The organism is Pseudomonas sp. R4-15, assembly GCF_055768815.1.
In genome coordinates this window covers 3260474-3283834 of record NZ_CM147293.1, presented here as the reverse complement: position 1 = coordinate 3283834, position 23361 = coordinate 3260474, and the positions used below count along the sequence as shown (strand labels likewise).

Sequence of the window (23361 nt, the reverse complement as noted above, 5' to 3'; positions counted from 1 at the left end):
CGCCTGCCCGGTCCTGCCGGGCAGGCGCTGGACCTCAGGGGATCTGCGCACCCGCGTCGATCCAGGCGCCGAGCTGGTCACGCTCTTCCTGGGTCATGCCGGTGATGTTGCCGAGCGGCATGATCGGTGCGGCGACGGCCTGGGCGTGGATCTTGGGCGCCAGGGCCTTGATCTGCTCCGGTGTGTCGAACATCACGCCGGCGGGTGCCGTGGCGAACAGGTTGCCGGTGGGCTTGGCGGCATGGCAGGCGGTGCAGCGATCATGAATGATGCGGTTGATCGTCGCGAAGTCCGGCGCGCCGTTGCCGCTGGCGGGTACGCTGGGGGCCGTTGCGGCGGCCGCGCCGGCAGCGGTCTGTGCCGGGGCTTCGGTCGCTACCGGCTGGGGTGCCGGAGCGGGTGCCTTGGGCGCGGTGACGAAGGCCAGGCAGAGCAGGCCCAGCGCGGCTACCGGCAGTGCCCAGGTGAAGCGGCTGGTGGCATGGCGGGTGTTGAAGTAGTGGCGCACCAGCAGCGACAGCGCGGCCAGCGCGGCGAGGATCGCCCAGTTCCACTGGCTACCGTAGGTGCTCGGGAAGTGGTTGCTGATCATGATGAACAGCACCGGCAGGGTGAAGTAGTTGTTGTGCCGCGAGCGCAGCAGGCCCTTGGCCGGCAGCGCCGGATCGGGTTCCCGGCCGGCCTCGATGGCAGCGACCAGCGCGCGCTGCGCCGGCATGATCACGCGGAACACGTTGCCGACCATGATGCTGCCGATCAGCGCGCCGACATGGATGTAGGCGCCACGACCGCTGAACACCTGGGTGTAGCCCCAGGAGGCGAGCACGATCAGGGCGAAGAGTATCACCGCCAGTAAGGTCGGGCGACGGCCCAGCGGCGAATTGCAGAGGCCGTCGTAGACGAACCAGCCGACGACCAGCGAGGCCAGGCCGGTCGCCACCGCGGTGGCGGGTGTCAGGCCGCTGCCCGGGGCGATCAGGTAGAGGCTGGGGTTGAGGTAGTAGACCACCGTGAGCAGCGCTACGCCGGAAAGCCAGGTGCTGTAGGCCTCCCATTTGAACCAGTGCAGCGTCTCCGGCATTTTCGGTGGGGCGAGCTTGTACTTTTCCAGGTGGTAGATGCCGCCGCCGTGGATCGCCCAGAGGTCTCCGGAGAGACCTTCGCGGGGGTCGCGGCGGTCGAGGTGGTTTTCCAGCCAGACGAAGTAGAAGGATGCGCCGATCCAGGCGATCCCGACGATCATGTGCGTCCAGCGAACGGCCAGGTTCAGCCATTCGATCAAGTGGGCTTCCACGTAGTGTTACTCCTGTCGGCCTGTTTTGGCCGCTTCTAGGTCACTGGGGTCGAGGAGCAGCAGGGCATCCTCCGCAAAGAAGTATTCGTCGCAGTTGTTGCCAGAACCGCTGCGATCGACCACCAGGAATTCATCCCGCTTTTCGATCGTCAGCACCGGGTGGTGCCAGACGCCGCGGTGGTAATTGACGCCCTGCCTGCCGTCGCTGACGAAGGCGCGGACGTGCTCCGGATCGGGGGTCTCACCCAAGGGGGCGACCACGATCAGGAACGGGTTGCCGAGCAGCGGCACGAACGCCTGGCTGCCCAGCGGATGACGTTCGAGCATGCGCACGGTCAGCGGCATCTCCAGCTTTGCGGCGGCGAAGATGCTGATGATCGCCTGGTCCTCCGGCTGCGCGGTCTGCACCGCCGCGAGCTTGTGATAGCGCCGGGTAGAGCCGTTGTTGATCATGAAGTAGTCGCTGCCCGCGGTCTCGATGACGTCGCCGAAGGGGGCGAAGGCGGCCTTGCTCAACGGCTCGATGGTCAGTTTGCGCATGCTCTTGTCTCGATTTCAGCGGGCCGGCTTGCCGAACAGGCGCAGGCGACTGACGCCGCCGTCGGGGAAGATGTTCAGGCGCACGTGGGTGATCGGGCCGAGTTGGGCGATCTGCTCGGAGAACGCGTGCTCCTGGCTCATCGACAGCTTCTGGCTCGGCAGCAGTTCGCGCCAGAACAGGCTCTGGGTCTCGATCTGCGCGTCGGTGCCGCCCTTGACGAAGGCCGCCTGGATCGAGCAGCTGTCCGGGTAGTTGCCCTTGAAGTGCAGGGTGTCGACGACGATGCGCTCGATCTCGCCCGGATGGCCGAGGGCGACGATCACCCAGTCGTTGCCGGGCGTGCGACGGCGCGCGGTTTCCCAGCCGTCGCCCATGTTCACGCCACGGTTCGGGTTGAGGATGTTGCTCATGCGGCCGAAGTGTTCGTTCGAGCAGGCCAGTGCGCGACCGCCGTTGAGGGCGGCGGCCAGGTCCAGGGTCTCGCCGGACGGCACCGCGCTCCAGTCACGGAACGGAATGCCGTAGACGCGCAGGCGCGCCACGCCGCCGTCGGGGTAGATGTTGAAGCGCAGGTGAGTCCAGGGACGCGCGTCGTCGAGTTCGTGGTAGTGATGGCTGTTGCCCTGCAGCGTCACGGCTGGCAGCACTTCGATCCATTCGGTGACGTCGCTCGGGTCCTGGCCGTCGGCGACGAAGCAGGCCTCCAGCGAGGCGGACGGTGGGAAGTTGCCGGTGAAGTGGCGGGTGTCGATGTCCACGCCCTTGATCGAGCCCGGCACGCCCAGGCGCAGCACCGCGTGGTCGTAGCCCTCGAAGCGCTTGCGGCGCGATTCCCAGCCGTCCATCCATTTGCCGTTGTCGTCGAACACGCCTTCCTTGAACACCGGTTCTTCGGGTTGCAGCATGCGGTCGACGGCGGCGAACCAGTCATCGGTGACGTAGATGGCCTTGGTGCCCAGGCGGGCGTCGGCCAGGTTGACGTATTTCTCGAAGGGAGCAGCGTAGGCTTTCATCGGGGTCTCCGGCGGTTACAGCGCCTGCAGGCGGAACAGCGCGATCTTGTTGATTTCGTTGAGCGCCCGATCGAATTCCTGTTCGGGCGTGTGGTGGATGCGTTCTTCGAAGGCGGCGAGGATCTGGTGCCGGTTGCTGCCCTTCACCGCCATGATGAAGGGGAAACCGAACTTCGCCTTGTAGGCGTCGTTGAGTTCGGTGAAGCGAGCGAACTCTTCCGGGGTGCACTCATGGATGCCCGCGCCGGCCTGCTCCGACGTGGAGGCGGCGGTCAACTCACCGCGTACGGCCGCCTTGCCGGCGAGGTCCGGGTGGGCGTTGATCAGCGCCAGCTGTTCCTCGCGACGGGCGGCAAAGAGCACCGCGGCCATGCGTGCGTGCAGCACCTCGACTTCGTCGAAGCCGGCTTCCACGCCCTGATCGAAGGTGCGCTCGGCAACCCAGGGCGAGTGCTCGTAGACGTCGGCGAAGGCGGCGACGAACGCGTCCCGATCGAGTTGCGAGGGGCGCAGGGTGCGGAATTCGCTCATGCCGAGGCTCCCTGGTAAGGATGGGTCTCGTGCCAGTGGCGGGCGATGTCCACGCGGCGCGCGAACCAGACCTTGTCGTGGCCCTTCACGTAGTCGATGAAGCGTGCCAGCGCGGCCAGGCGTGCCGGGCGACCGAGCAGGCGGCAGTGCATGCCGATGGAAAGCATCTTCGGTGCGCCTTCGGCACCTTCGGCATAGAGCACGTCGAAGGCGTCTTTGAGGTAGGTGAAGAAGTCGTCGCCGCTGTTGAAGCCCTGCACCTGGGTGAAGCGCATGTCATTGGTGTCCAGGGTGTAGGGAATCACCAGATGCGGCTTGTCCGCGCTGCTTTGCGGGTCCCAGTAGGGCAGGTCGTCGTCGTAGGTATCGGAGTCGTAGAGGAAGCCGCCTTCCTCGCGCGCCAGGCGGCGGGTGTTCGGCCCGGTGCGACCGGTGTACCAGCCCAGCGGGCGCTCGCCGACGATCTCGGTGAGAATGCGCACGGCTTCGGCCATGTGCGCGCGTTCGGTGGCTTCGTCGGCGTACTGGTAGTCGATCCAGCGCAGGCCATGGCTGCAGATCTCGTGACCGGCCGCGGCCATCGCGCGGATCACCTGCGGGTGACGCTGCGCGGCCATCGCCACGGCGAAGATGGTCAGCGGAATGCCGCTCTTTTCGAACAGCTTGAGCAGGCGCCACACGCCGGCGCGGCTACCGTATTCGTAGAGCGACTCCATGCTCATGTTGCGCTCGCCACGCAGCGGCTGGGCGGCGACCATCTCCGAAAGGAACGCCTCGGATTCCGGATCGCCGTGGAGAATGCAACGCTCGCCGCCTTCTTCGTAGTTGAGTACGAAGGACAGCGCGATATTGGCTTCGCCCGGCCAGTGTGGATGGGGCGGCTGGTCGGCGTAACCGATCAGGTCGCGGGGGTATTCGGCGGTCACGGCTGATCCTCGGCAGAACGATGGGGAGGTGAAAGTGTATACAAAACAAAAAAAGATTTGCGAACACTTGTTGCGGCTAGCAGGCTTTCTCCTCATGCTGACCGGGTGTAGCAAAAAACCTGCCTGAACGGTCAGGACTTTGCATTCAAGTCGCTCATTCCAGAAGCGCTTTTCCGCTTCTGTTCCAACCAACCCGACCAGGAGAGCCCATGGGCCGACTCACCACACACGTCCTCGATGCTTCGCGTGGGCAGCCGGGGCGCGACATTCGCGTCGAGCTGTTTCGTGTCGAGGGCGATACGCTGCTGCCGCTGATCCAGGCGCAGACCAACGCCGATGGCCGCTGTGACGCCCCCTTGCTGGAGGGGGAGGCCTATCGTACGGGGACCTACCAGTTGCACTTCCACGCCGGCGACTACTTCCGCGCCAGTGGTGTGACGCTGGGCGAGCCGGCCTTTCTCGACGTCGTGGTTCTACGCTTTGGCATCGACGAAAACCAGGCTCACTACCACGTGCCGCTGCTGATCTCGCCCTACAGCTACTCGACCTATCGTGGCAGCTAGCGCCGGTTATTGCCCTGCGATGGGGCGTTGGGGTGGAAGACGCCCAGCCCTGGGGCGCTCAGCGGCTGAGCAATGCCGCCAGGCCCGCTCCGCCGAACAGCGCCGCGCTGATGCGCTGGAACCAGGTCTGCCCGCGGCCGGCGCGTAGCCAGCCGGACGCACTCTGGGCGCCCAGGCCGTAGGCCAGCTTGCAGGCCAGGTCGAGCACCACCCAGGTGAGAATCATCAGCCCCAGTTGGGGAAGGAAGGGCAACTGGGCGCTGATGAACTGCGGCAGTAGGGCAGCGAAGAAGAGGATGTCCTTGGGGTTGCTGGCGCCCAGCGCGAAGGCTTTCCAGTACATCGCCGCGTGCCGCCGTGGCAGCGCCTGGCTGGGCGCCCGTGGCGGCAGGGAAGGGCGTCGCGACTGACGCCAGCTCTGCCAGGCGAGATAGAACAGGTAGAGCGCGCCGAGCAGCTTGAGCCCGGCGAACAATTGTTCCGAGGCGAGCAGCAGCGCGCCCATGCCCAGCGCCGAGGCGCAGAGCAGGCAGAGCGAGGCGCTGACCCCACCCAGGAACCCCGGCCAGGCGCGGGCGACGCCATGCTCCAGGCTGTTGGCGACCATCAGCAGCGACAGGGGGCCGGGAATCAGGATCACGACCAGGGCGGTGCCGGCGAACAGTAGCCAGGTTTCCAGGGGCATGATGAAGCGCTCGATGAAGAAAAAAGGAAGTGTATACAGATCGCTGTGCGATAGCTGCTGCCTTGCGCTGGATCAACCCGTGCTTGCGGACGATCGGCACGCCGTCTGTGTACACTATTTCAACCACCCGACCAATCGATCCTAGCGATGCAGCCCGTCAAACCGATCAAGCGCACCGGCAACGGCGACGAGGCCGTCTATGGCCATATCTTCGATGCCATCCTCGAACAACGCCTGGCGCCCGGAACCAAGCTCAGCGAAGAAGCCCTGGGCGGCATCTTCGGCGTCAGTCGCACGGTGATCCGGCGCGCGCTGTCGCGCCTGGCCCACGAGGGCGTGGTGCAGCTGCGCCCCAACCGGGGTGCGATGGTCGCCAGCCCGAGCGCCGCCGAGGCGCGGCAGATCTTCCATGCCCGGCGCATGGCCGAGCGCGCGATCACCGAGCTGGCCTGCGAAAACGCCACCCCGACGCAATTGGCGGACTTGCGCCGCATGGTCGACGCCGAACACGCCTGCTTCGAACGCGGTGATCGTGGCACGGGGATTCGCCTGTCCGGCGAGTTCCACATCAAGCTGGCCGAAGCCGCGGGCAACCAGCCGCTGATCGGCTTCATGCGCAGCCTGGTGTCGCAGAGCTCGCTGATCATCGCCCTGTTCGAGCAACGTGGCGGCGCCCATTGCTCGGAGGACGAACACGGCCAACTGCTCGACGCGATCGCCGCACATGACCGCGAGCGCGCAGTGGCGCTAATGATGCAGCATATGGATAGCATCGACGGCAAGCTGGAACTGGAAGGCGAGTCGGGCCAGCCAGATCTGGCGGCGGTGTTTTCGCACCTGTTGCCGACGGGCGACTAGCCACACCTTTGTATTCCCAGCCGCTACGAGCGGACGAGGCTCACCCTCTCCCCGGCCCTCTCCCGTCGAGGGAGAGGGGGCAGTCCGCGGTCGGCATGACGTGTGGCACCTGTCTGGACAGCAACAGCCCCTATCCCCTCGCGGGAGCTCACGGTGGCGTTGATGGTGTGGCATATGGATAGCATCGACTCGGTACAGGCACGGCGAGGCCCACTCTCTCCCCAGATCTCTCCCGGCGCTACGTCGAGCGTGGCTAGGAAGTCCCGCACGAATAGCCCCTCGCCCCTTGCGGGAGAGGGGTTGGGGAGAGGGGGCGCTACAACACGTCAGTCAGTCCCCGGTAACCCTCAGGCGTCGCGACGATGCACCGAACGGCCGGCGGCGAAGGTTTCCTTCACCGCGCGGTCGTCGCCGAGCATCATCAGGGCGAAGAGTCGTTCCTTGAGGCTGCGCGCCTGGCCCAGGCGGTACTTCATCAGCGGCGTGGCCTGGTAGTCGAGGACCACGAAGTCCGCGTCCTTGCCCGCTTCGAAGTTGCCGATGCGTTCGTCCAGGTAGAGCGCGCGGGCGCCGCCTAAGGTGGCGAGATAGAGCGCCTTGAACGGATCGAGGTTCTTGCCCTGCAGCTGCAGCACCTTGTAGGCCTCGGACAGGGTGGTCAGCTGGGAGAAGCTGGTGCCGCCGCCAACGTCGGTGCCCAGGCCGACCCGTACGCCGAAGCCTTCCACGCGCGGCAGGTCGAACAGGCCGCTGCCGATGAACAGGTTCGAGGTTGGGCAGAAGGCCACCGCAGAGCCGGTCTCGCCCAGGCGTGCGCATTCCTCGTCGCACAGGTGCACGCCGTGGGCGAACACCGCGCGCGGGCCGATCAGCTTGTGGTGGTCGTAGACGTCCAGGTAGCCCTTGCGCTCGGGGAACAACGCCTTGACCCACTCGATCTCCTTGAGGTTTTCGGAGAGGTGGGTGTGCATGTACAGGTCGGGGAACTCGCCGAACAGTTTGCCGGCCAGTTCCAGTTGCTCGGGGCTGCTGGTGGGCGCGAAGCGCGGGGTGACGGCGTAGTGCAGGCGGCCTTTGCCGTGCCAACGCTCGATCAGTGCACGGCTGTCGGCGTAGCCGGATTCCGGGGTGTCGGTGAGGTAGTCCGGGGCGTTGCGGTCCATCAGCACCTTGCCGGCGATCATCCGCAGGTCGCGCGCGAGCGCGGCTTCGAAGAAGGCGTCGACCGATTGCGGGTGCACGGTGCCGAACACCAGTGCGGTGGTGGTGCCGTTGCGCAGCAGTTCGTCAAGGAAGCGCTCGGCGATCTCGCGGGCGTGCTCGGCATCGGCGAAGCGGCCTTCGGCGGGGAAGGTGTAGGTCTCCAGCCACTCCAGCAACTGGGTGCCGTAGGAACCGATCACGCCCAGCTGCGGGTAGTGGATGTGGGTGTCGATGAAGCCGGGGGTGATCAGCGCGTCGGGGTACTCGCTGACGGCGAGCTCGGGGTAGCGCGGCAGCAGCTCGGCGGCGTCTCCGGCGGCGAGGACCTTGCCGTCCTCGACCACCAGCAGGCCGTCTTCGAAATACGCATAGGCCTCTTCGGCGGGAACCTGGGCGGGGTCGGCGAGGCAGTGGAGCAGGGCGGCACGGTAGGCGTGGAGCATCGGGGTTCTCGTCAGGCGTGGTTGCGACGCGAGGCAGGCAGCAGTCGGGTGACCGGCTCGGCCTGCTCGCCGAAGTGGGCGTTGTAGTGGGCGACGATTTCGCCGGCAATGGACAGCGCGATCTCCATCGGCAGCTTGCCCTTCACCTCTGGCAGGCCCATGGGGCAGCGCATGCGCGCCAGGCTTTCGCCGCTGACGCCACGATCGCGCAGGCGGTGTTCGAACTTGGCGCGCTTGGTCTTCGAGCCGATCAGGCCGAAGTAGGCGTGGTCGTCACGGGCGAGGATCGCTGCGGTTAGCTCCAGGTCCAGCGCATGGTTGTGGGTCATCACGATGAAGTAGCTGCCCGGCGGCATTTCACCGACCTGGTCCACCGGTTCTTCCTCCAGCACACGCTCGACGCCGGCGGGAATGATCTCGGGAAACTCCGCCTCGCGCGAATCTATCCAGCGCACCTTGCACGGTAGCGCGGCGAGCAGCGGTACCAGCGCGCGGCCCACGTGACCGGCGCCGAACACCGCGATATGCGCCTGCGGCTGGCCCATCGGCTCGAACAGCAGCACGGTGGCGCCGCCACAGCACTGGCCGAGGCTGGCGCCGAGGGAGAAGCGTTCCAGGCGCGTCTGCTGGCTGCGCTCGGCGAGCATCTCGCGGGCGATCTGCATTGCCTTGTATTCCAGATGGCCGCCGCCGATGGTCTCGAACAGGCGCTCGCGGGTGACCACCATCTTCGAGCCGGCATTGCGCGGAGTGGAGCCCTTTTCCTCGACGATGGTCACCAGCACACAGGGCTCGCCCTGCTGCTGCAGGTCGGCGAGGGCGTTGATCCAGCCGGTGTTGCTCATGGGCGATCCTCCCTCAGGCTTCCGTCACGGCGGGGCTGGCGCTGGCCGCGCTCTGCTCGCGCCGGGCCGCGCGCATCTGCTCGACACCCCAGAGCACGCGCTCGGGGGTGGCCGGTGCGTCGATGTTCGGCTGTACGCGGTAGTCGGCCAGGCTCGCCACGGCGTCCTTGATCGCGCACCAGGCGGCGATGCCGAGCATGAACGGCGGCTCGCCCACGGCCTTGGAGTGGAACACCGTGTCTTCGGGGTTCTTGCGTTTCTCCACCAGCTTCACCCGCAGGTCCGCCGGCATGTCGGCGACCGCCGGGATCTTGTAGCTGGCCGGACCGGCGGTCATCAGCCGGCCCTTGTCGTTCCACACCAGTTCCTCGCAGGTCAGCCAGCCCAGCCCCTGGACGAAGCCGCCTTCCACCTGGCCGATGTCGATGGCCGGGTTCAGCGAGTCGCCGACGTCGTGGAGGATGTCGGTACGCAGCATCTTGTATTCGCCGGTCAGGGTGTCCACCAGCACTTCACAGCAGGCGGCACCGAAGGCGAAGTAGTAGAACGGCCGGCCGCGCGCCTGGCTGCGGTCGTAGAAGATCTTCGGCGTGCGGTAGAAGCCGGTGGCGGACAGCGAGACCTGGCCGAAATAGGCCTGCTGCACCAGTTCGTCGAAGCTCAGGTAGCGCTCGCGCACACGCACCTGGCCGTTGCCGAAGGCGATGTCCTCGGCGTACACGCCGTAGTGCCGGGCGGCGAATTCGATCAGCCGGTCCTTGAGCGTCTGCGCGGCGTTGCGCGCGGCCATGCCGTTGAGGTCCGCGCCGCTGCTGGCGGCGGTCGGCGAGGTGTTCGGCACCTTCTCGGTGTTGGTCGCGGTGATCTGGATGCGCTCGATGTCGACGCTGAATACCTCGGCGACCACCTGGGCGACCTTGGTGTTGAGGCCCTGGCCCATCTCGGTGCCGCCGTGGTTCAGGTGGATGCTGCCGTCGGTGTAGAGGTGGATCAGCGCGCCGGCCTGGTTGAGGAAGCTGGCGGTGAAGCTGATGCCGAATTTCACCGGGGTCAGCGCCAGGCCTTTCTTCAACACCGGGCTTTGCGCGTTGAAGGCGCGGATTTCCTCGCGACGGCGGGCGTATTCGGCGCTCTGTTCCAGCTCGGCGGTCATCTCGTCGAGCAGGTTGTGCTCCACGGTCTGGTGGTAGTGGGTGACGTTGCGCTCGGTGGCGCCGTAGTAGTTGGCCTTGCGCACCGCCAGCGGGTCCTTGCCCAGGTGGCGGGCGATGACGTCCATCACTTCCTCGATGGCGACCATGCCCTGCGGGCCGCCGAAGCCGCGATAGGCGGTGTTCGACGCGGTGTTGGTCTTGCAGCGGTGGCCGTTGACCTCGGCGTTGCCGAGGAAATAGGCGTTGTCGGCATGGAACATCGCACGGTCGACGATGGAGTCCGAGAGGTCTGGCGAGTAGCCGCAGTTGCCGGCGAGCTCCAGGCGGATGCCCTGCAGGCGGCCGTCGTCGTCGAAGCCGACGTCGTACTCGACGTAGAACGGGTGGCGCTTGCCGGTCATCTGCATGTCTTCGTTGCGCGGCAGACGCATCTTGGTCGGACGCCCGGTGAGGTGCGCGACCACCGCGCAGAGGCACGCCGGGCTGGCCGCCTGGGTTTCCTTGCCGCCGAAGCCGCCGCCCATCCGGCGCATGTCCACCAGCACCTTGTTCATCGGCACGCCGAGCACCTCGGCGACCAGCTTCTGCACCTCGGTGGGGTTCTGCGTGGAGCTGTAGACGATCATCCCGCCGTCTTCGGTGGGCATCACCGAGGCGACCTGCGTCTCCAGGTAGAAGTGCTCCTGGCCGCCGATGTGCAGGTTGCCCTGCAGACGGTGGCTGGCGCCGGCCAGGGCGGCATCGGCATCGCCGATGCGCTGGGTGTGGCTGTCACGCACGAAGTGCTTGTTGCGGAACGCCTGCACCACGTCGAGCACCGGCTCCAGGTCCTCGTACTCGACGATCGCCGCCATGGCCGCGGCGCGGGCGGTTTCCAGGCTGTCGGCGGCCACCGCCAGCACCGGCTGGCCGACGAACTCCACCAAACCGTCGCAGAGCAGCGGATCGCCACCCACCAGCGGGCCGATGTCCAATTGGCCGGGCACGTCCTGGGCGGTGATGGCGATGGTCACGCCGGGAAAGGCGTAGCAGGGCGTCGTGTCGATGCGTGTCACCCGTGCGTGGGCGCGCTCGCTGGTGCGGGCATAGACGTGCAACTGGTTGGGGAATTCCAGGCGGTCGTCGATGTATTGCGCCTCGCCGGAGACGTGCTTGGGCGCGCTCTCGTGCTTGACGCTGCGGCCAACGCCGGAGACCAGGCCTTCGGCGAAGCGGGCGGCCATTTCGGCCTGGGAGGCTTGCGGCTTATGCATGCTGGGTCACCCGGGTTTCGATGGCTGGGGTGGTGGTTTCGACGAGGCACTTGCGCAGCAGGTTCTGCGCCACCAGCAGGCGGTATTCGCGACTGGCGCGAAAATCCGAGAGCGGGGTGAAGTCCTCGGCCAACGCGGCGCAGGCGGCTTCGATGCCGGCGGCGCTCCATTGGGCACCGAGCAGCGCCGCCTCGCAGCCGGCGGCGCGCTTGGGAATCGCCGCCATGCCGCCGAAGGCCACGCGGACCTCAGCGACCTTGCCGGCGTCCAGGCGCAGGGCGATGGCCATGCACACCGCGGAAATGTCGTCGTCCAGTCGTTTCGACACCTTGTAGGCGCGGAACAGCGCGCCATTGGTCGCACGCGGCACGATGATCTTCTCGATGAACTCGCCGGGCTCGCGGGCGGTGACCTTGTAGTCGATGAAGTAGTCCTGCACCGGCAGCTCGCGGCGCCGCTCGCCCTGGCGCATCACCAGGCGTGCGCCGAGGGCGATCAGTAGCGGCGGGGTGTCGCCGATCGGCGAGGCGTTGCCGATGTTGCCGCCCAGGGTGCCCTGGTTGCGGATTTGCAACGAGGCGAAGCGCTCCAGCAATTCGCCGAAGTCCGCGTACTCGGCAGCCAGCGCCGCGTGGCAGTCGGCCAGCGAGGCGGCGGCGCCGATTTCCAGCGCTTCGTCGGTCAGCGTGATGCGCTTGAGGGCCTCGACGCGGCCCAGGTAGATAGTCAGCGGCAGCGGCCGGTGGAACTGGGTGACTTCCAGCGCCAGGTCGGTGCCGCCGGCGAACAGCCGGGCTTCCGGATTGGCGGCGTAGAGTGTGGCCAGTTCGTCGATGGATTCAGGAATCAGGCAGCGCTTGTCGCCGGCGGCGATCTCGCGCGGGCCGCTGGCGATGGCCTTGAGCTGGGCCACGGTGCGCGCCTCGGTGGCATCGAACTGATCGCTCGCGCCACCACAGCACGCCTGCTCGGCGGCGGCGAGGATCGGCCGGTAGCCGGTGCAGCGGCAGAGGTTGCCGGCCAGCGCCTCGTGGGTCTTGGCGGCGTCATGGAAGGGCGCGTTCTTCTGCAGGGCGAACAGGCTCATGACGAAACCGGGGGTGCAGAAGCCGCACTGCGAGCCGTGCTGGTCGACCATCGCCTGCTGCACGCTGTGCAGGCGACCCTGGTGCTTGAGGTCCTCGACGCTGATCAGCTGCTTGCCGTGCAGCGCGGCGACGAAGGTCAGGCAGGAGTTGATGCTGCGATAGCGAATGCGCTCGCCGTCGAGCTCGCCGAGCACCACGGTGCAGGCGCCGCAATCGCCGGAGGCGCAGCCTTCCTTGGTGCCGGTCTTGCCCTGGTGGCTGCGCAGGTATTCCAGCACGGTCAGGTTCGGATCCAGATCGCGCTCCTGGCGGAGGGTCTGGTTGAGGAGGAATTCGATCAAGCGCGATCTCCAGGTCATCGGGCTGCGGCAAACGGTCGCCAATCTAGGGTTGGCTGACTTTCTAGTCAATATTTTCTGACTTTCAGGTCAATAAATTTAAAGCAAGGAACGGGCCTGAGCGCTCTGCTGCCTTTACTGGCCGTTTTCCAAGGGTAGCAAGGGTTCTTCAAGCGAGAATATGCGCGTTTATGGTGCGTTTTGGATGTGAGTGGATAATCGTCGAGCAATCTACGCGTGGGCGAATGGGATGCCGGGATTTCATCCGGCCGGTGGTCGCATCCTCGTGTCCGCAGGCGCTTTAAAACCTATACAAATAAATAATCTTGTATAACTATCATTGGCTGCAGAAACTATCTGGAGTCAGCCCATGCCCAGTCTCGAAGAACTGACTCGCCTACTGCAGCAGGGTGAGGTCGATGAGTTGCAGCTGCATTCGCTGGAGGGTGGTCTGTACATCCTCCAGGTACGCCGCGGCGAGCGTTTGCAGGGCGTCACCGATGCTCGTGGCGAGTCGCTGCGCCTGCGTTCGAGCACCGAGGCGCGGGCGTTGCTCAAGGACTTGCCGCGAGTGCCCTGCGTACTGGTTCAGCAGGTGGCGCACGACGAGATGTGTGGCCATCGCGAGCACCCGGTGGCGTCGCTACGGCTACCGTTCGGCCAGGATGAAACCTGGTGAGCAGGGCGCCGCGCCTGGGCGTGGTGCTCGGTGACCAACTGAGTCTGGACCTGGCCAGTCTTCAGGGCCTGGATAAAAACCAGGACTGGTTGCTGATGGCCGAAGTGCAGGAAGAGGCCACCTACGTACCGCATCATCCGCGCAAGCTGGCGCTGGTGTTCAGCGCCATGCGTCACTTTGCCGAGCAACTGCGCGAGCAGGGGTGGCGGGTGCGCTATGTCGAACTCGAGGATGCGGACAACCAGGGCAGCCTGGCGGCGCAGATCGAGGCAGTCGCCAGCGAGCTGGACGTCCGCGAGGTGCATCTGTGCGAGTGTGGCGAGTGGCGTCTGGAACAGGCCTTGCGGCAGATGTCGCTGGCACAGGTGTGGTACGCGGACACACGCTTCTTCTGCAGCCGCGAGGCCTTCGTGCGCTGGGCCGACGAGCGCAATCAGTTGCGCATGGAATTCTTCTACCGGGAAATGCGCCGACGCAGCGGATTGCTGTTGGAGGCTGACGGTAGTCCGCGAGGTGGCCAGTGGAACCTCGATGCGCAGAATCGCAAACCGCTGCCGGCCGGTCAGGCGCTACCCGAGCCCCTGGGATTCGCAGCGGATGCCATTACCGAGCAGGTGCTGGCGTTGGTCGCCCGGCGCTTCGCCGATCACTACGGTTCGCTGGAGGCGTTCGACCTGCCGGTGACCGCCGAGCAGGCGCAGCGGCTCTGGAGGTATTTCCTCGCGCACGGGCTGGTGGACTTCGGCGACTACCAGGACGCCATGGCCACGGGAGAGCCCTACCTGTTCCATGCGCGGATCAGCGCTGCGCTGAACCTCGGCCTGCTTGACGTTCGCCAGCTCTGCGCAGACGTCGAGGCCGCCTGCCTGCAGGGTGAGGTTCCGCTCAACGCCGCCGAAGGGTTCATCCGCCAACTGCTCGGCTGGCGCGAATACGTGCGTGGCATCTACTGGCTGCGCATGCCGGAATATGCCCAGCTCAACGGCTTCGGTAACCGCCGTGCGCTACCGGCGTTCTACTGGACCGGGCAGACGCGCATGCGCTGCATGGCCGAAAGCATTGGCCAGACGCTGCAATTGGGTTACGCCCACCATATCCAGCGGCTGATGATTACCGGCAACTTCGCGCTGCTTGCGGGCATCGTTCCGGAGCAGATCTGCAGTTGGTACCTGGCGGTCTACACCGATGCCTACGACTGGGTCGAACTGCCCAACACGCTAGGCATGGTGATGCACGCCGATGGCGGTTACCTGGGCTCCAAGCCGTATTGCGCCAGCGGCAGCTACATCAAGCGGATGTCCGATTACTGCGACGGTTGCCACTACCGGGTGAAGGAGTCCACCGGCGCCCGCGCCTGCCCGTTCAATGCCTTGTACTGGCACTTCGTCATGCGCCAGCGCGCCGAACTCGAGCACAACCCGCGCATGACGCTGATCTATCGCTCGCTGCAGCGCATGAGCGAGGAAAAGCGTAGTGCGCTGTGGGATTGGGGAGAGCGCCTGCTGGCCCGGCTGGACGCCGGCGAGGCGCTGTGACGCCGCCCGCGGCGGGGCGGCGTCGGGGGGAGGGCTCAACCGCGGTAGTAGCGCTGCGGCACGAAGGGGGTCTTGGCGACCTTCATCGGCACGCGCTTGCCGCGCACGATGGCCCAGACTTCGCTGTCCACTGCGGCGTGGGCGCTGTCGAGGTAACCCATGGCGACCGGGCCGCCGAGGCTCGGACCGAAGCCGCCGCTGCCGACCAGGCCGATCACCTGACCGTCGGCGTCGACGATCTCGGCGCCTTCACGCACCGGCACGCGTTCCTGCGGCAGCAGGCCGACGCGTTTGCGCGCGACGCCTGCGGCCTGCTGGGCGAACACCTGGGCCGCGCCGGGGAAGCCGCCTTCGCGGGCGCCGCCCTGCCGGCGCACCTTGGAGATGGCCCACAGCAGGCTCGCCTCCACCGGGGTGGTGGCGGTACTCATGTCGTGGCCGTAGAGGCACAGGCCGGCTTCCAGGCGCAGCGAGTCACGGGCGCCGAGGCCGATGGGCTGAACTTCCGGCTGCGCCAGCAGGGCGCGCGCCAGTTGCTCGGCCTTGTCGGTCGGCACGGAGATCTCGAAGCCGTCCTCGCCGGTGTAGCCGGAGCGGCTGACGTAGCAGTCGATGCCGTCGATGCTGACGGCGCGGAACTGCATGAAGGTCATGCCGGCAACGTCCGGCGCCAGGCGCGTCAGGGCGTCGACCGCCTTCGGACCCTGCAGGGCGAGCAGCGCGCGGGATTCGAACAGGCTTTCGATCTGGCAGCGCTCGCCGATCTGCGCCTCGAGGTGTGCCAGGTCCTGTTCCTTGCAGGCGGCGTTGACCACCAGGAACAGCGTGTCGTCGGCCAGGCGGGCGACCATCAGGTCGTCGAGGATGCCGCCGTTGGCGTCGGTGAACAGCGCGTAGCGCTGCATGCCGATGGGCAGGTCGATGATGTCCACCGGCACCAGGGTTTCCAGCGTCGCGCCTGCATCGCTGCCGCGCAGGATGATCTGGCCCATGTGCGAGACGTCGAACAGGCCGGCCTGCTCGCGGGTGTGCAGGTGTTCCTTCATCACCCCCAGCGGGTACTGCACCGGCATCGCGTAGCCGGCGAAGGGCACCATCTTCGCGCCCAGTTCCAGATGCAGGGCGTGCAGGGGCGTTTGCAGAAGGGTTTCGTCGCTCATTGGGTCTCCTTGCGAGACGGCCGGTGGCCGGCTCTGTCAGCATTCGATGATGTTCACCGCCAGCCCACCGCGGGCGGTTTCCTTGTATTTGCTCTTCATGTCGGCGCCGGTCTGGCGCATGGTGCGGATCACCTTGTCGAGCGACACGAAGTGCTGGCCGTCGCCACGCAGCGCCATGCGCGCGGCGTTGATGGCCTTCACCGAGCCCATCGCGTTGCGCTCGATGCAGGGCACCTGCACCAGGCCGCCGATGGGATCGCAGGTCAGTCCTAGGTTGTGTTCCATGCCGATCTCGGCGGCGTTCTCCACCTGCTCGGCGCTGCCGCCGAGCACTTCGCAGAGCGCCCCGGCGGCCATCGAGCAGGCCACGCCGACTTCGCCCTGGCAGCCGACTTCGGCGCCGGAGATCGAGGCGTTCTCCTTGTAGAGAATGCCGATGGCGGCGGCGGTGAGCAGGAAGCGCACCACGCCGTCTTCGTTGGCGCCGTTGATGAAGCGGCTGTAGTAGTGCAGCACCGCCGGGACGATGCCGGCGGCGCCATTGGTCGGTGCGGTCACCACGCGGCCGCCGCTGGCGTTTTCCTCGTTCACCGCGAGGGCGTAGAGGTTGACCCAGTCGAGCACGTTCAGCGAATCACGCAGGTTGGCTTCGGGGTGCCGGCACAACTGCCGGTAGAGGCCGGCGGCGCGCCGCTTGACCTTGAGCCCGCCGGGCATGGTGCCTTCGTTGTGGCAGCCGGCCTCGACGCAGTCCTGCATCACCTGCCAGATGCGCAGCAGGCCTTCGCGGGTCTCGGCTTCCGGTCGCCAGGCGCGCTCGTTGGTGAGCATCACCTGGCTGATCGACAAGCCTTCGGCCCGACAATGGCCAAGCAGTTCGGCGGCGGTGGTGAAGGGCAGGGCCAGGGGCGTGCGGTCTTCCTTGAGACGGTCGGCGCCGGCCGCATCGTCGTCGACCACGAAGCCGCCGCCCACCGAGTAGTACTCGCGGCTGCGAATCTGCAGGCCCGCCGCGTCGAAGGCGCGGAAGATCATGCCGTTGGGATGGTAGGGCAGCGGCTTGCGGATCAGCGCCAGGTGCTCGCGCTCGCAGAAGCCGATGGCGTGGCTGCCCAGCAGGTTCAGGCGCTTTTCGCTGCGGATGCGTGCGAGCTGCGCGGGAATGCTGCGGGTATCCACCTGATCGGGATGTTCGCCTTCCAGGCCGAGCAGCACGGCGGTGTCGCTGCCGTGACCCTTGCCGGTGGCGCCGAGCGAGCCATAGAGCTCGACCCGTACGCTGGACGTGGCGTCGAGCAGCCCTTCACGGCGCAAGCCTTCGGCGAAGCGCGCCGCAGCGAGCATCGGGCCGACGGTGTGCGAACTGGAAGGACCGATACCGATCTTGAACAGGTCGAAGACGCTCAGGGACATGAAGGGCACTCGCCGGCAGTCGGTGGGAAGCGGGCCGCAGGCGGCCCGCCAGGCACTCAGGCTTCCTGGTACGCCTCGATGGAGGGGCAGGCGCAGACCAGGTTACGGTCACCGTAGACGTTGTCCACGCGACCGACCGGCGGCCAGTACTTGCCGTCCACCAGGCTGGCGACCGGGTACACCGCCTGCTCGCGGCCGTAGCCGTGGTTCCACTCGCCGACCAGCTCCGCCGCGGTGTGCGGGGCGTTCTTCAGTGGGTTGTCGTTGGCATCGGCCTCGCCACGCTCGATGGCGCGGATTTCCTCGCGGATGGCGATCATCGCCTCACAGAAGCGATCCAGCTCTTCGCGGGATTCGCTCTCGGTCGGCTCGATCATCAGTGTGCCGGGCACCGGGAAGGACATGGTCGGCGCGTGGAAGCCGAAGTCGATCAGGCGCTTGGCGACGTCGTCGACGCTGATGCCGCTGCTGTCCTTGAGCGGACGCAGGTCGAGGATGCACTCGTGCGCGACCAGGCCGTTGTGGCCGCTGTAGAGCACCGGGTAGTGCTCTTCCAGGCGACGGGCGATGTAGTTGGCGTTGAGGATGGCCAGCTGCGAGGCACGCTTGAGGCCTTCGCCGCCCATCATCTGCATGTACATCCAGGAGATCGGCAGGATGCTTGCGCTGCCGAACGGCGCCGCGCTGACCGCGCCGGTCTTTTTCTCCATGGCGCCGTGGCCAGGCAGGAAGGGCACCAGGTGCGACTTCACGCCGATCGGGCCGACGCCGGGGCCGCCGCCGCCATGGGGGATGCAGAAGGTCTTGTGCAGGTTCAGGTGGGACACGTCGCCGCCGAACTTGCCCGGGGCGCAGAGGCCGACCATGGCGTTCATGTTGGCGCCGTCGATGTACACCTGGCCGCCGTGCTGGTGGATGATGGCGCAGATGTCGCGGATCGCTTCCTCGAACACCCCGTGGGTGGACGGATAGGTGATCATCAGCGCGGCCAGCTTGTCGGCGTGCTGTTCGGCCTTGGCGCGCAGGTCGGCCACGTCCACGTTGCCACGGGCGTCACAGGCCACCACCACCACACGCATGCCGGCCATGCTGGCGGTCGCCGGGTTGGTGCCGTGGGCGGAGGCGGGAATCAGGCAGATGTCGCGATCCTTGTCACCACGGCTGATGTGGTAGGCGCGGATCGCCAGCAGGCCTGCGTATTCGCCCTGGGAGCCGGCGTTCGGCTGCAGCGACACGGCGTCGTAGCCGGTGGCCGAGCAGAGCATGGCTTCCAGCTCATCGCACAGTTGCTGGTAGCCGGCTGCCTGGGCTTTCGGGGCGAACGGGTGCAGGTTGCCGAATTCCGCCCAGGTGATCGGGATCATCTCGCTAGCGGCGTTCAGCTTCATGGTGCAGGAGCCCAGCGGGATCATGCTGCGGTCCAGCGCCAGGTCCTTGTCGGCGAGCTTGCGCAGGTAGCGCATCAGCTCGGTCTCGGAGTGGTAGCGGTTGAACACTTCGTGGGCGAGGAAGGCGCTCTGCCGGCGCAGCGCGGCGGGCAGGGCGTCGGCCACGTCAGCCAGCGCATCGACGCTCGGCAGCGCCTGGCCGTCGCTGGCAAACAGCGCCCAGAGGGCTTCGACGTCGGCGACGGTGCTGGTCTCGTCCAGCGACAGGCCCAGGCGCTCGGTGCTGATCGCGCGCAGATTGATGCCGGCGGCTTCGGCCTTGGCATGCAGCTCGCTGGTGCGCGCGCCGGTGGCGAAGGTCAGGGTGTCGAAGAAGCTCGACTGCTCGGCGGCGACGCCCAGCTTGGCCAGGCCGGCGGCGAGGATGGCGGTCAGCCGGTGTACGCGCTTGGCAATCTGGGTCAGCCCCTGCGGGCCGTGGTAGACGGCGTACATGCTGGCGATGTTGGCCAGCAGGACCTGCGCGGTGCAGATGTTGCTGGTGGCCTTCTCGCGGCGGATGTGCTGCTCGCGGGTCTGCATGGCCAGGCGCAGGGCCGGCTTGCCGTGACGGTCGATCGACAGGCCGACCAGGCGGCCGGGCATGTCACGCTTGTAGGCGTCGCGGGTGGCGAAGTAGGCGGCGTGCGGGCCACCGAAGCCCAGCGGTACGCCGAAGCGCTGCGCGGTACCGATGACCACGTCGGCACCGAATTCGCCGGGCGGGGTCAGCAGGGTCAGCGCCAGCAGGTCGGCGGCGACAGCCACCAGCGCGTTGGCGCCGTGGAAGCGTTCGACCACCTGGGCCAGTTCGCAAACCTCGCCGTCGGCGGCGGGGTACTGCAGCAGTGCGCCGAAGTAGTCGGCGGCGTCGCTTTCGCTGATGGCGAACTCGTCACCCACCACCACGGCGATGCCCAGCGGCTCGGCACGGGTGCGCAGCACGTCGAGGGTCTGCGGCAGGCAGCGCTCGGAGGCGAAGAAGCGGAAGGCGCCCTTGTTCTTCGACAGGCGCTTGCAGAAGGTCATCGCCTCGGCGGCGGCGGTGGCTTCGTCGAGCAGCGAGGCATTGGAGATCGGCAGAGCGGTGAGGTCGGCGATCAGCGTCTGGAAGTTCAGCAGCGCTTCCAGGCGACCCTGGGAAATTTCCGGCTGGTAGGGCGTGTAGGCGGTGTACCAGGCGGGGTTTTCCAGCAGGTTGCGCAGGATCGGCGCCGGCGTGTGGGTGCCGTAGTAGCCCTGGCCGATGAAGGTGCGCAGGGTACGGTTCTGCCCAGCGATGGCCTTGAGCTTGGCCAGTGCTTCGGCCTCACCGAGGCCGGCGGGCAGGTCGAGGACGCTGCTGCCTTTGATGCTGGAGGGGATCACGGCATCGATCAGCGCTTCCAGGGAAGGCTGGCCGAGGGTGTCCAGCATGGCGGCGATATCCGCCTCGCGCGGGCCGATGTGGCGGGCGATGAATTCGTTGGTGGTGCCCAGTGCGGTGCGTTCGGTCATGACGGCTCCTCAGTGGGATGCGAGCAGTTTCTGGTAGGCGTCGGCATCCAGCAGTGTAGCCAGCGCGCCGGCGTCGACCGGACGGAAGCGGAAGAACCAGGCGGTGTCTTCCGGCGACTGATTGACCAGCTCCGGCTGGCCTTCCAGCTCGCCGTTCACTTCGACGATTTCACCTTCCAGCGGCATGACAATGTTGCTGGCGGCTTTCACCGATTCGATCACCGCGACTTCTTCCTCGGCGGCATAGGCGCGCAGCTCCGGCAGTTGCACGTAGACCACATCGCCGAGGGCGTCCTGGGCGTGGTCGGTGATGCCGACGGTGATCAGACCGTCCTCGTCCTGACGCAGCCATTCATGTTCGGCGGTGAAGCGCAACTCGCTCATGGGTACTCCTGGTGGATCGTTATGACAGCCATGCGTTCGCTATGAACGCGGATGCGCAGGGATTGCAAAAGCGTTGCCATGATTTAATTATCTTTATAAATCAATAGCTTGGCATTTATTCGGGCGATGCCTGCTGCTCGCATGTGGAACGTTATCGTTACAGTAGGGCGTGTTGAGGGTGGTTAGCGGGGCGCTAAGCCAATAACGACGGGTGTTGTCGTGATTGCGTAAGGAAATCGTTGCGCTGTAAAGAAAACGTTACACGCATGGCTCTTGCGTTCTCACGTTGCCATCGGCACTGGGCTCCGCCCAACCCGTAGGAAGAGAAGCGCAGCGACGATACCCATCGTGGCGAACGTGACGGTATCGCTGTGCTCAACCTTTGCGGCCCGACGGCCTGGCGCTCCTGCGCCAATCCCAGGGCAAGCAGGCCCAACGAAAAAGCCCCGACCAATGGCCGGGGCTTCCCACGAGTCCTGCAGGCTCTGCAGATCAGGTCCGCAACAACTGGTCCATTTCGCCCTTGCGGGTCTTCAGCGCGCTGTACACGTGCCAGAGGATGAACAGCACCGCCATGCCGAGGAACACCGCGGCGATGGGGTTGGTCAGGAAGGCACCGAAGTTGCCGTCCGACAGCATCAGCCCGCGACGCAGGTTGGTCTCCGCCATCGGCCCGAGGATGAAGCCGATGATGAAGGGTGCCGGGGGAATGCCGCCTTTGACGAAGGCATAGCCGAGCAGACCGAAGATCAGGATCGACCAGACGTCGAACATGCGGCTGGAGAGGCCGAAGGCGCCGACGACGCAGAGCACCAGGATGATCGGCAGCAGGATGTGCTTGGGCACGTCGAGCAGCTTGATGAAGATGCGCAGGCCGTAGAACTCCAGGAACAGCATCACCACGGTGGCGACGATCAGTGCCGCGAAGATGGTGTACACCAGCGGGCCCTGGGTGATGAACAGCAGCGGACCCGGCTGGATGCCGTGGATCAGGAAGCCGCCGAGCATGATCGCGGTGGTGGTGTCGCCCGGGATGCCGAGGGTCATCAGCGGCAGCATGGCGCCACCGATACCGGCGTTGTTGGCGGTTTCGCTGGCAACCACGCCACCGATGTTGCCCTTGCCGTAGGTCTCGGGATTCTTCGCGCGCTTCTTGGAGATGATGTACGACACCAGGTTGGAGGTGCCGGCGCCGATCCCCGGAAGGATGCCGATACCCAGCCCGATGAAGGCCGAGCGGGTGGCGTTGGGGATCTGCTCGCGGAATTCGCGCATCGAGAAGCCGAAGCCCTTGATGTTCTTCATGCTCACCGAGCCCACCGGACCCTGATTGGCATGCCGTCCACTCTCGGCGACCTTGATCACCTCGGCGACGGCGAACATGCCGATCATCACGGTGAGCATGGCGAAGCCGCCGTTGAGTTCGGCGAAGTCGAAGGTGAAGCGTCGCACCGCTTCCACCGGGGCGATGCCGACGGTGGAGACGGCCACGCCCAAGGCGCCGGCGAACAGGCCCTTGACCATCGAGCCGGTCGAGAGGGTGGCGATCAGCGTCAGCGAGAACACCGCGATGGCGAAGTACTCGTGGGGGCCGAAGCTCAGAGCGACCTTGGCCAACTGCGGGGCGATGAACATCAGCGCGCCGATACTGAAAATGGTGCCCAGGAAGGAGAACACAATACCGATGCCGAGGGCTTTGACTCCCTGGCCTTGTTCCATCAGCGGGCCGCCGTCGAACACCGTGGCGATCGAGGAGGGCGTGCCGGGAATCTTCAGCAGGATCGCCGAGATCAGGCCACCGGAGGTGGCACCGATGAACAGAGCCACCAGCAGCGCCAGGCCGGCGTGCGGGCCCATGGTGAAGGTCAGCGGCAGGCACAGGGCCACCGCCATGGTGGCGGAGAGGCCGGGAACGGCGCCGAAGACGATACCGACAGCGACGCCGACGAAGATGAGGATGAGGATCTGGACGGAAAAGACCGCCCCGAAGCCTGCTTGCAAGAGGTCGAGCATGGTCTGCGCTCCTAGAAGTCCAGCAGGCCGGACGGCAGCATGAGGTCGAAGGCTTCACGGAACAGTACGTAGATCACCGCCGCGGTCGCCACGGCGATCACCGCGTAGAGCAGGTGGCGGGGACGCTGGTCGGCGGGTGTCAGCACCAGGAACTGCAGATAGAGGTAGACCACGGTCATGATCGGGAAGCCCACATAGGGCATCAGGGCGATGTAGACCACCACCAGGGCGAGGGTCTTGAGTACGGTCTTGAGGTCGGGGCGGGCGCCCGTCTCGCTTTCTTCGCCGGCGCCTTCGAGGGCCTGCGGGGCCTTGAAGACGGTCAGCAGGTGCACTGCACCGAGCAGGCACAGGGTCACCGACAGCAGGTAGGGCAGGAAGGATGCGTCGATGCCGTCATGCTGGGGCAGTTGGAACGTCATCGCCAGATAGGCCAGGCCGATGCCGAGCATGACCACGCCGATGAACAATTCCCGGTTCTTGCTGGTAGCCATCATGAAACCTCACGTGATGGTCCG

General features: G+C 66.3%; 20 protein-coding genes. 4 read left to right on the top strand and 16 right to left on the bottom strand.

All coding sequences use genetic code 11. From position 1 onward, the window contains the following. Positions 1 to 34: 34 nt before the first annotated feature. From ACYRGX_RS15635 to puuE, 5 genes are read right to left on the bottom strand one after another with little or no spacing between them, the layout of a single operon-like run. A complete protein-coding gene (locus ACYRGX_RS15635) occupies positions 35 to 1294 on the bottom strand; it encodes a urate hydroxylase PuuD (protein ID WP_473053376.1) in 1260 nt (419 codons plus the stop codon). A 6-nt stretch (positions 1295 to 1300) separates the two neighbouring features. Then, entirely contained in the window at positions 1301 to 1834 is a 534-nt protein-coding gene (locus ACYRGX_RS15630) for an ureidoglycolate lyase (protein ID WP_473053375.1), read from the bottom strand. Positions 1835 to 1849: 15 nt separating this feature from the next. Continuing rightward, positions 1850 to 2848 carry an allantoicase gene (gene alc / locus ACYRGX_RS15625; protein ID WP_473053374.1) on the bottom strand — a complete coding sequence of 333 codons (999 nt, stop codon included), beginning with the start codon at positions 2846 to 2848 and terminating at the stop codon, positions 1850 to 1852. 15 nt (positions 2849 to 2863) lie between these two features. After that, positions 2864 to 3379: a 2-oxo-4-hydroxy-4-carboxy-5-ureidoimidazoline decarboxylase gene (uraD, locus tag ACYRGX_RS15620; protein WP_473053373.1), complete on the bottom strand. Its 516-nt coding sequence runs from the start codon at positions 3377 to 3379 to the stop codon at positions 2864 to 2866. Beyond that, entirely contained in the window at positions 3376 to 4305 is a 930-nt protein-coding gene (gene puuE / locus ACYRGX_RS15615; protein WP_473053372.1) for an allantoinase PuuE, read from the bottom strand. The genes uraD and puuE overlap by 4 nt, the downstream gene beginning before the upstream one ends. A gap of 209 nt (positions 4306 to 4514) precedes the next feature. Here puuE and uraH point away from each other — a divergent pair, with 209 nt between their 5' ends. Then, positions 4515 to 4868 carry a hydroxyisourate hydrolase gene (gene uraH / locus ACYRGX_RS15610; RefSeq protein WP_473053371.1) on the top strand — a complete coding sequence of 118 codons (354 nt, stop codon included), beginning with the start codon at positions 4515 to 4517 and terminating at the stop codon, positions 4866 to 4868. A gap of 58 nt (positions 4869 to 4926) precedes the next feature. Here the strand turns inward: uraH and ACYRGX_RS15605 are convergent, their stop codons facing one another. Then, a complete protein-coding gene (locus tag ACYRGX_RS15605) occupies positions 4927 to 5553 on the bottom strand; it encodes a LysE family translocator (protein ID WP_473053370.1) in 627 nt (208 codons plus the stop codon). 147 nt (positions 5554 to 5700) lie between these two features. On the opposite strand from ACYRGX_RS15605, the gene ACYRGX_RS15600 reads away from it, so the two are divergent. Next, complete coding sequence (locus ACYRGX_RS15600) at positions 5701 to 6411, top strand: GntR family transcriptional regulator (RefSeq protein ID WP_473053369.1); 711 nt, start codon at positions 5701 to 5703, stop codon at positions 6409 to 6411. Between the two features lie 347 nt (positions 6412 to 6758). Here the strand turns inward: ACYRGX_RS15600 and guaD are convergent, their stop codons facing one another. Genes guaD through xdhA form a run of 4 tightly spaced genes read right to left on the bottom strand, consistent with a single transcriptional unit; the run spans position 6759 to position 12738 of the window. Continuing rightward, a complete protein-coding gene (gene guaD, locus ACYRGX_RS15595) occupies positions 6759 to 8057 on the bottom strand; it encodes a guanine deaminase (protein ID WP_473053368.1) in 1299 nt (432 codons plus the stop codon). Between the two features lie 11 nt (positions 8058 to 8068). Then, entirely contained in the window at positions 8069 to 8902 is an 834-nt protein-coding gene (xdhC, locus tag ACYRGX_RS15590; protein ID WP_473053367.1) for a xanthine dehydrogenase accessory protein XdhC, read from the bottom strand. Positions 8903 to 8915: 13 nt separating this feature from the next. Next, on the bottom strand, positions 8916 to 11309 hold the full coding sequence (xdhB, locus tag ACYRGX_RS15585; RefSeq protein ID WP_473053366.1) for a xanthine dehydrogenase molybdopterin binding subunit: 2394 nt from the start codon (positions 11307 to 11309) through the stop codon (positions 8916 to 8918). Then, the gene (gene xdhA / locus ACYRGX_RS15580) at positions 11302 to 12738 is read right to left on the bottom strand and encodes a xanthine dehydrogenase small subunit (RefSeq protein ID WP_473053365.1); all 1437 of its coding nucleotides are present in this window, start codon (positions 12736 to 12738) and stop codon (positions 11302 to 11304) included. The genes xdhB and xdhA overlap by 8 nt, the downstream gene beginning before the upstream one ends. A 367-nt stretch (positions 12739 to 13105) precedes the next feature. On the opposite strand from xdhA, the gene ACYRGX_RS15575 reads away from it, so the two are divergent. Continuing rightward, entirely contained in the window at positions 13106 to 13414 is a 309-nt protein-coding gene (locus tag ACYRGX_RS15575) for a DUF6482 family protein (RefSeq protein ID WP_473053364.1), read from the top strand. Further along, on the top strand, positions 13408 to 14949 hold the full coding sequence (locus ACYRGX_RS15570) for a cryptochrome/photolyase family protein (protein ID WP_473056708.1): 1542 nt from the start codon (positions 13408 to 13410) through the stop codon (positions 14947 to 14949). The genes ACYRGX_RS15575 and ACYRGX_RS15570 overlap by 7 nt, the downstream gene beginning before the upstream one ends. Positions 14950 to 14984: 35 nt before the next feature. On the opposite strand, the gene gcvT is transcribed toward ACYRGX_RS15570, so the two are convergent. From gcvT to ACYRGX_RS15540, 6 genes are all read right to left on the bottom strand, one after another. Next, positions 14985 to 16109 (bottom strand): glycine cleavage system aminomethyltransferase GcvT, encoded by a 1125-nt coding sequence (gcvT, locus tag ACYRGX_RS15565; RefSeq protein WP_473053363.1) that lies wholly within the window; start codon positions 16107 to 16109, stop codon positions 14985 to 14987. A gap of 36 nt (positions 16110 to 16145) precedes the next feature. Further along, a complete protein-coding gene (locus tag ACYRGX_RS15560; protein WP_473053362.1) occupies positions 16146 to 17522 on the bottom strand; it encodes an L-serine ammonia-lyase in 1377 nt (458 codons plus the stop codon). A 56-nt stretch (positions 17523 to 17578) separates the two neighbouring features. Continuing rightward, positions 17579 to 20446, bottom strand: coding sequence for an aminomethyl-transferring glycine dehydrogenase (gene gcvP / locus ACYRGX_RS15555; RefSeq protein WP_473053361.1), 2868 nt, complete (start codon positions 20444 to 20446; stop codon positions 17579 to 17581). Positions 20447 to 20455: 9 nt separating this feature from the next. Next, complete coding sequence (gene gcvH, locus ACYRGX_RS15550; protein ID WP_473053360.1) at positions 20456 to 20830, bottom strand: glycine cleavage system protein GcvH; 375 nt, start codon at positions 20828 to 20830, stop codon at positions 20456 to 20458. Between the two features lie 492 nt (positions 20831 to 21322). After that, positions 21323 to 22843: a tripartite tricarboxylate transporter permease gene (locus ACYRGX_RS15545; protein WP_473053359.1), complete on the bottom strand. Its 1521-nt coding sequence runs from the start codon at positions 22841 to 22843 to the stop codon at positions 21323 to 21325. A gap of 11 nt (positions 22844 to 22854) precedes the next feature. Then, entirely contained in the window at positions 22855 to 23340 is a 486-nt protein-coding gene (locus tag ACYRGX_RS15540; RefSeq protein ID WP_473053358.1) for a tripartite tricarboxylate transporter TctB family protein, read from the bottom strand. Between the last annotated feature and the right edge of the window lie 21 nt (positions 23341 to 23361).

Excerpts from the sequence above, each read along its gene's own strand:
- ACYRGX_RS15630 (WP_473053375.1), bottom strand. The coding sequence starts at position 1,834 with ATGCGCAAACTGACCATCGAGCCGTTGAGCAAGGCCGCCTTCGCCCCC.
- alc (WP_473053374.1), bottom strand. The coding sequence starts at position 2,848 with ATGAAAGCCTACGCTGCTCCCTTCGAGAAATACGTCAACCTGGCCGAC.
- uraD (WP_473053373.1), bottom strand. The coding sequence starts at position 3,379 with ATGAGCGAATTCCGCACCCTGCGCCCCTCGCAACTCGATCGGGACGCG.
- uraH (WP_473053371.1), top strand. The coding sequence starts at position 4,515 with ATGGGCCGACTCACCACACACGTCCTCGATGCTTCGCGTGGGCAGCCG.
- ACYRGX_RS15605 (WP_473053370.1), bottom strand. The coding sequence starts at position 5,553 with ATGCCCCTGGAAACCTGGCTACTGTTCGCCGGCACCGCCCTGGTCGTG.
- ACYRGX_RS15600 (WP_473053369.1), top strand. The coding sequence starts at position 5,701 with ATGCAGCCCGTCAAACCGATCAAGCGCACCGGCAACGGCGACGAGGCC.
- guaD (WP_473053368.1), bottom strand. The coding sequence starts at position 8,057 with ATGCTCCACGCCTACCGTGCCGCCCTGCTCCACTGCCTCGCCGACCCC.
- xdhC (WP_473053367.1), bottom strand. The coding sequence starts at position 8,902 with ATGAGCAACACCGGCTGGATCAACGCCCTCGCCGACCTGCAGCAGCAG.
- xdhB (WP_473053366.1), bottom strand. The coding sequence starts at position 11,309 with ATGCATAAGCCGCAAGCCTCCCAGGCCGAAATGGCCGCCCGCTTCGCC.
- ACYRGX_RS15575 (WP_473053364.1), top strand. The coding sequence starts at position 13,106 with ATGCCCAGTCTCGAAGAACTGACTCGCCTACTGCAGCAGGGTGAGGTC.
- gcvT (WP_473053363.1), bottom strand. The coding sequence starts at position 16,109 with ATGAGCGACGAAACCCTTCTGCAAACGCCCCTGCACGCCCTGCATCTG.
- ACYRGX_RS15560 (WP_473053362.1), bottom strand. The coding sequence starts at position 17,522 with ATGTCCCTGAGCGTCTTCGACCTGTTCAAGATCGGTATCGGTCCTTCC.
- gcvP (WP_473053361.1), bottom strand. The coding sequence starts at position 20,446 with ATGACCGAACGCACCGCACTGGGCACCACCAACGAATTCATCGCCCGC.
- gcvH (WP_473053360.1), bottom strand. The coding sequence starts at position 20,830 with ATGAGCGAGTTGCGCTTCACCGCCGAACATGAATGGCTGCGTCAGGAC.
- ACYRGX_RS15545 (WP_473053359.1), bottom strand. The coding sequence starts at position 22,843 with ATGCTCGACCTCTTGCAAGCAGGCTTCGGGGCGGTCTTTTCCGTCCAG.
- ACYRGX_RS15540 (WP_473053358.1), bottom strand. The coding sequence starts at position 23,340 with ATGATGGCTACCAGCAAGAACCGGGAATTGTTCATCGGCGTGGTCATG.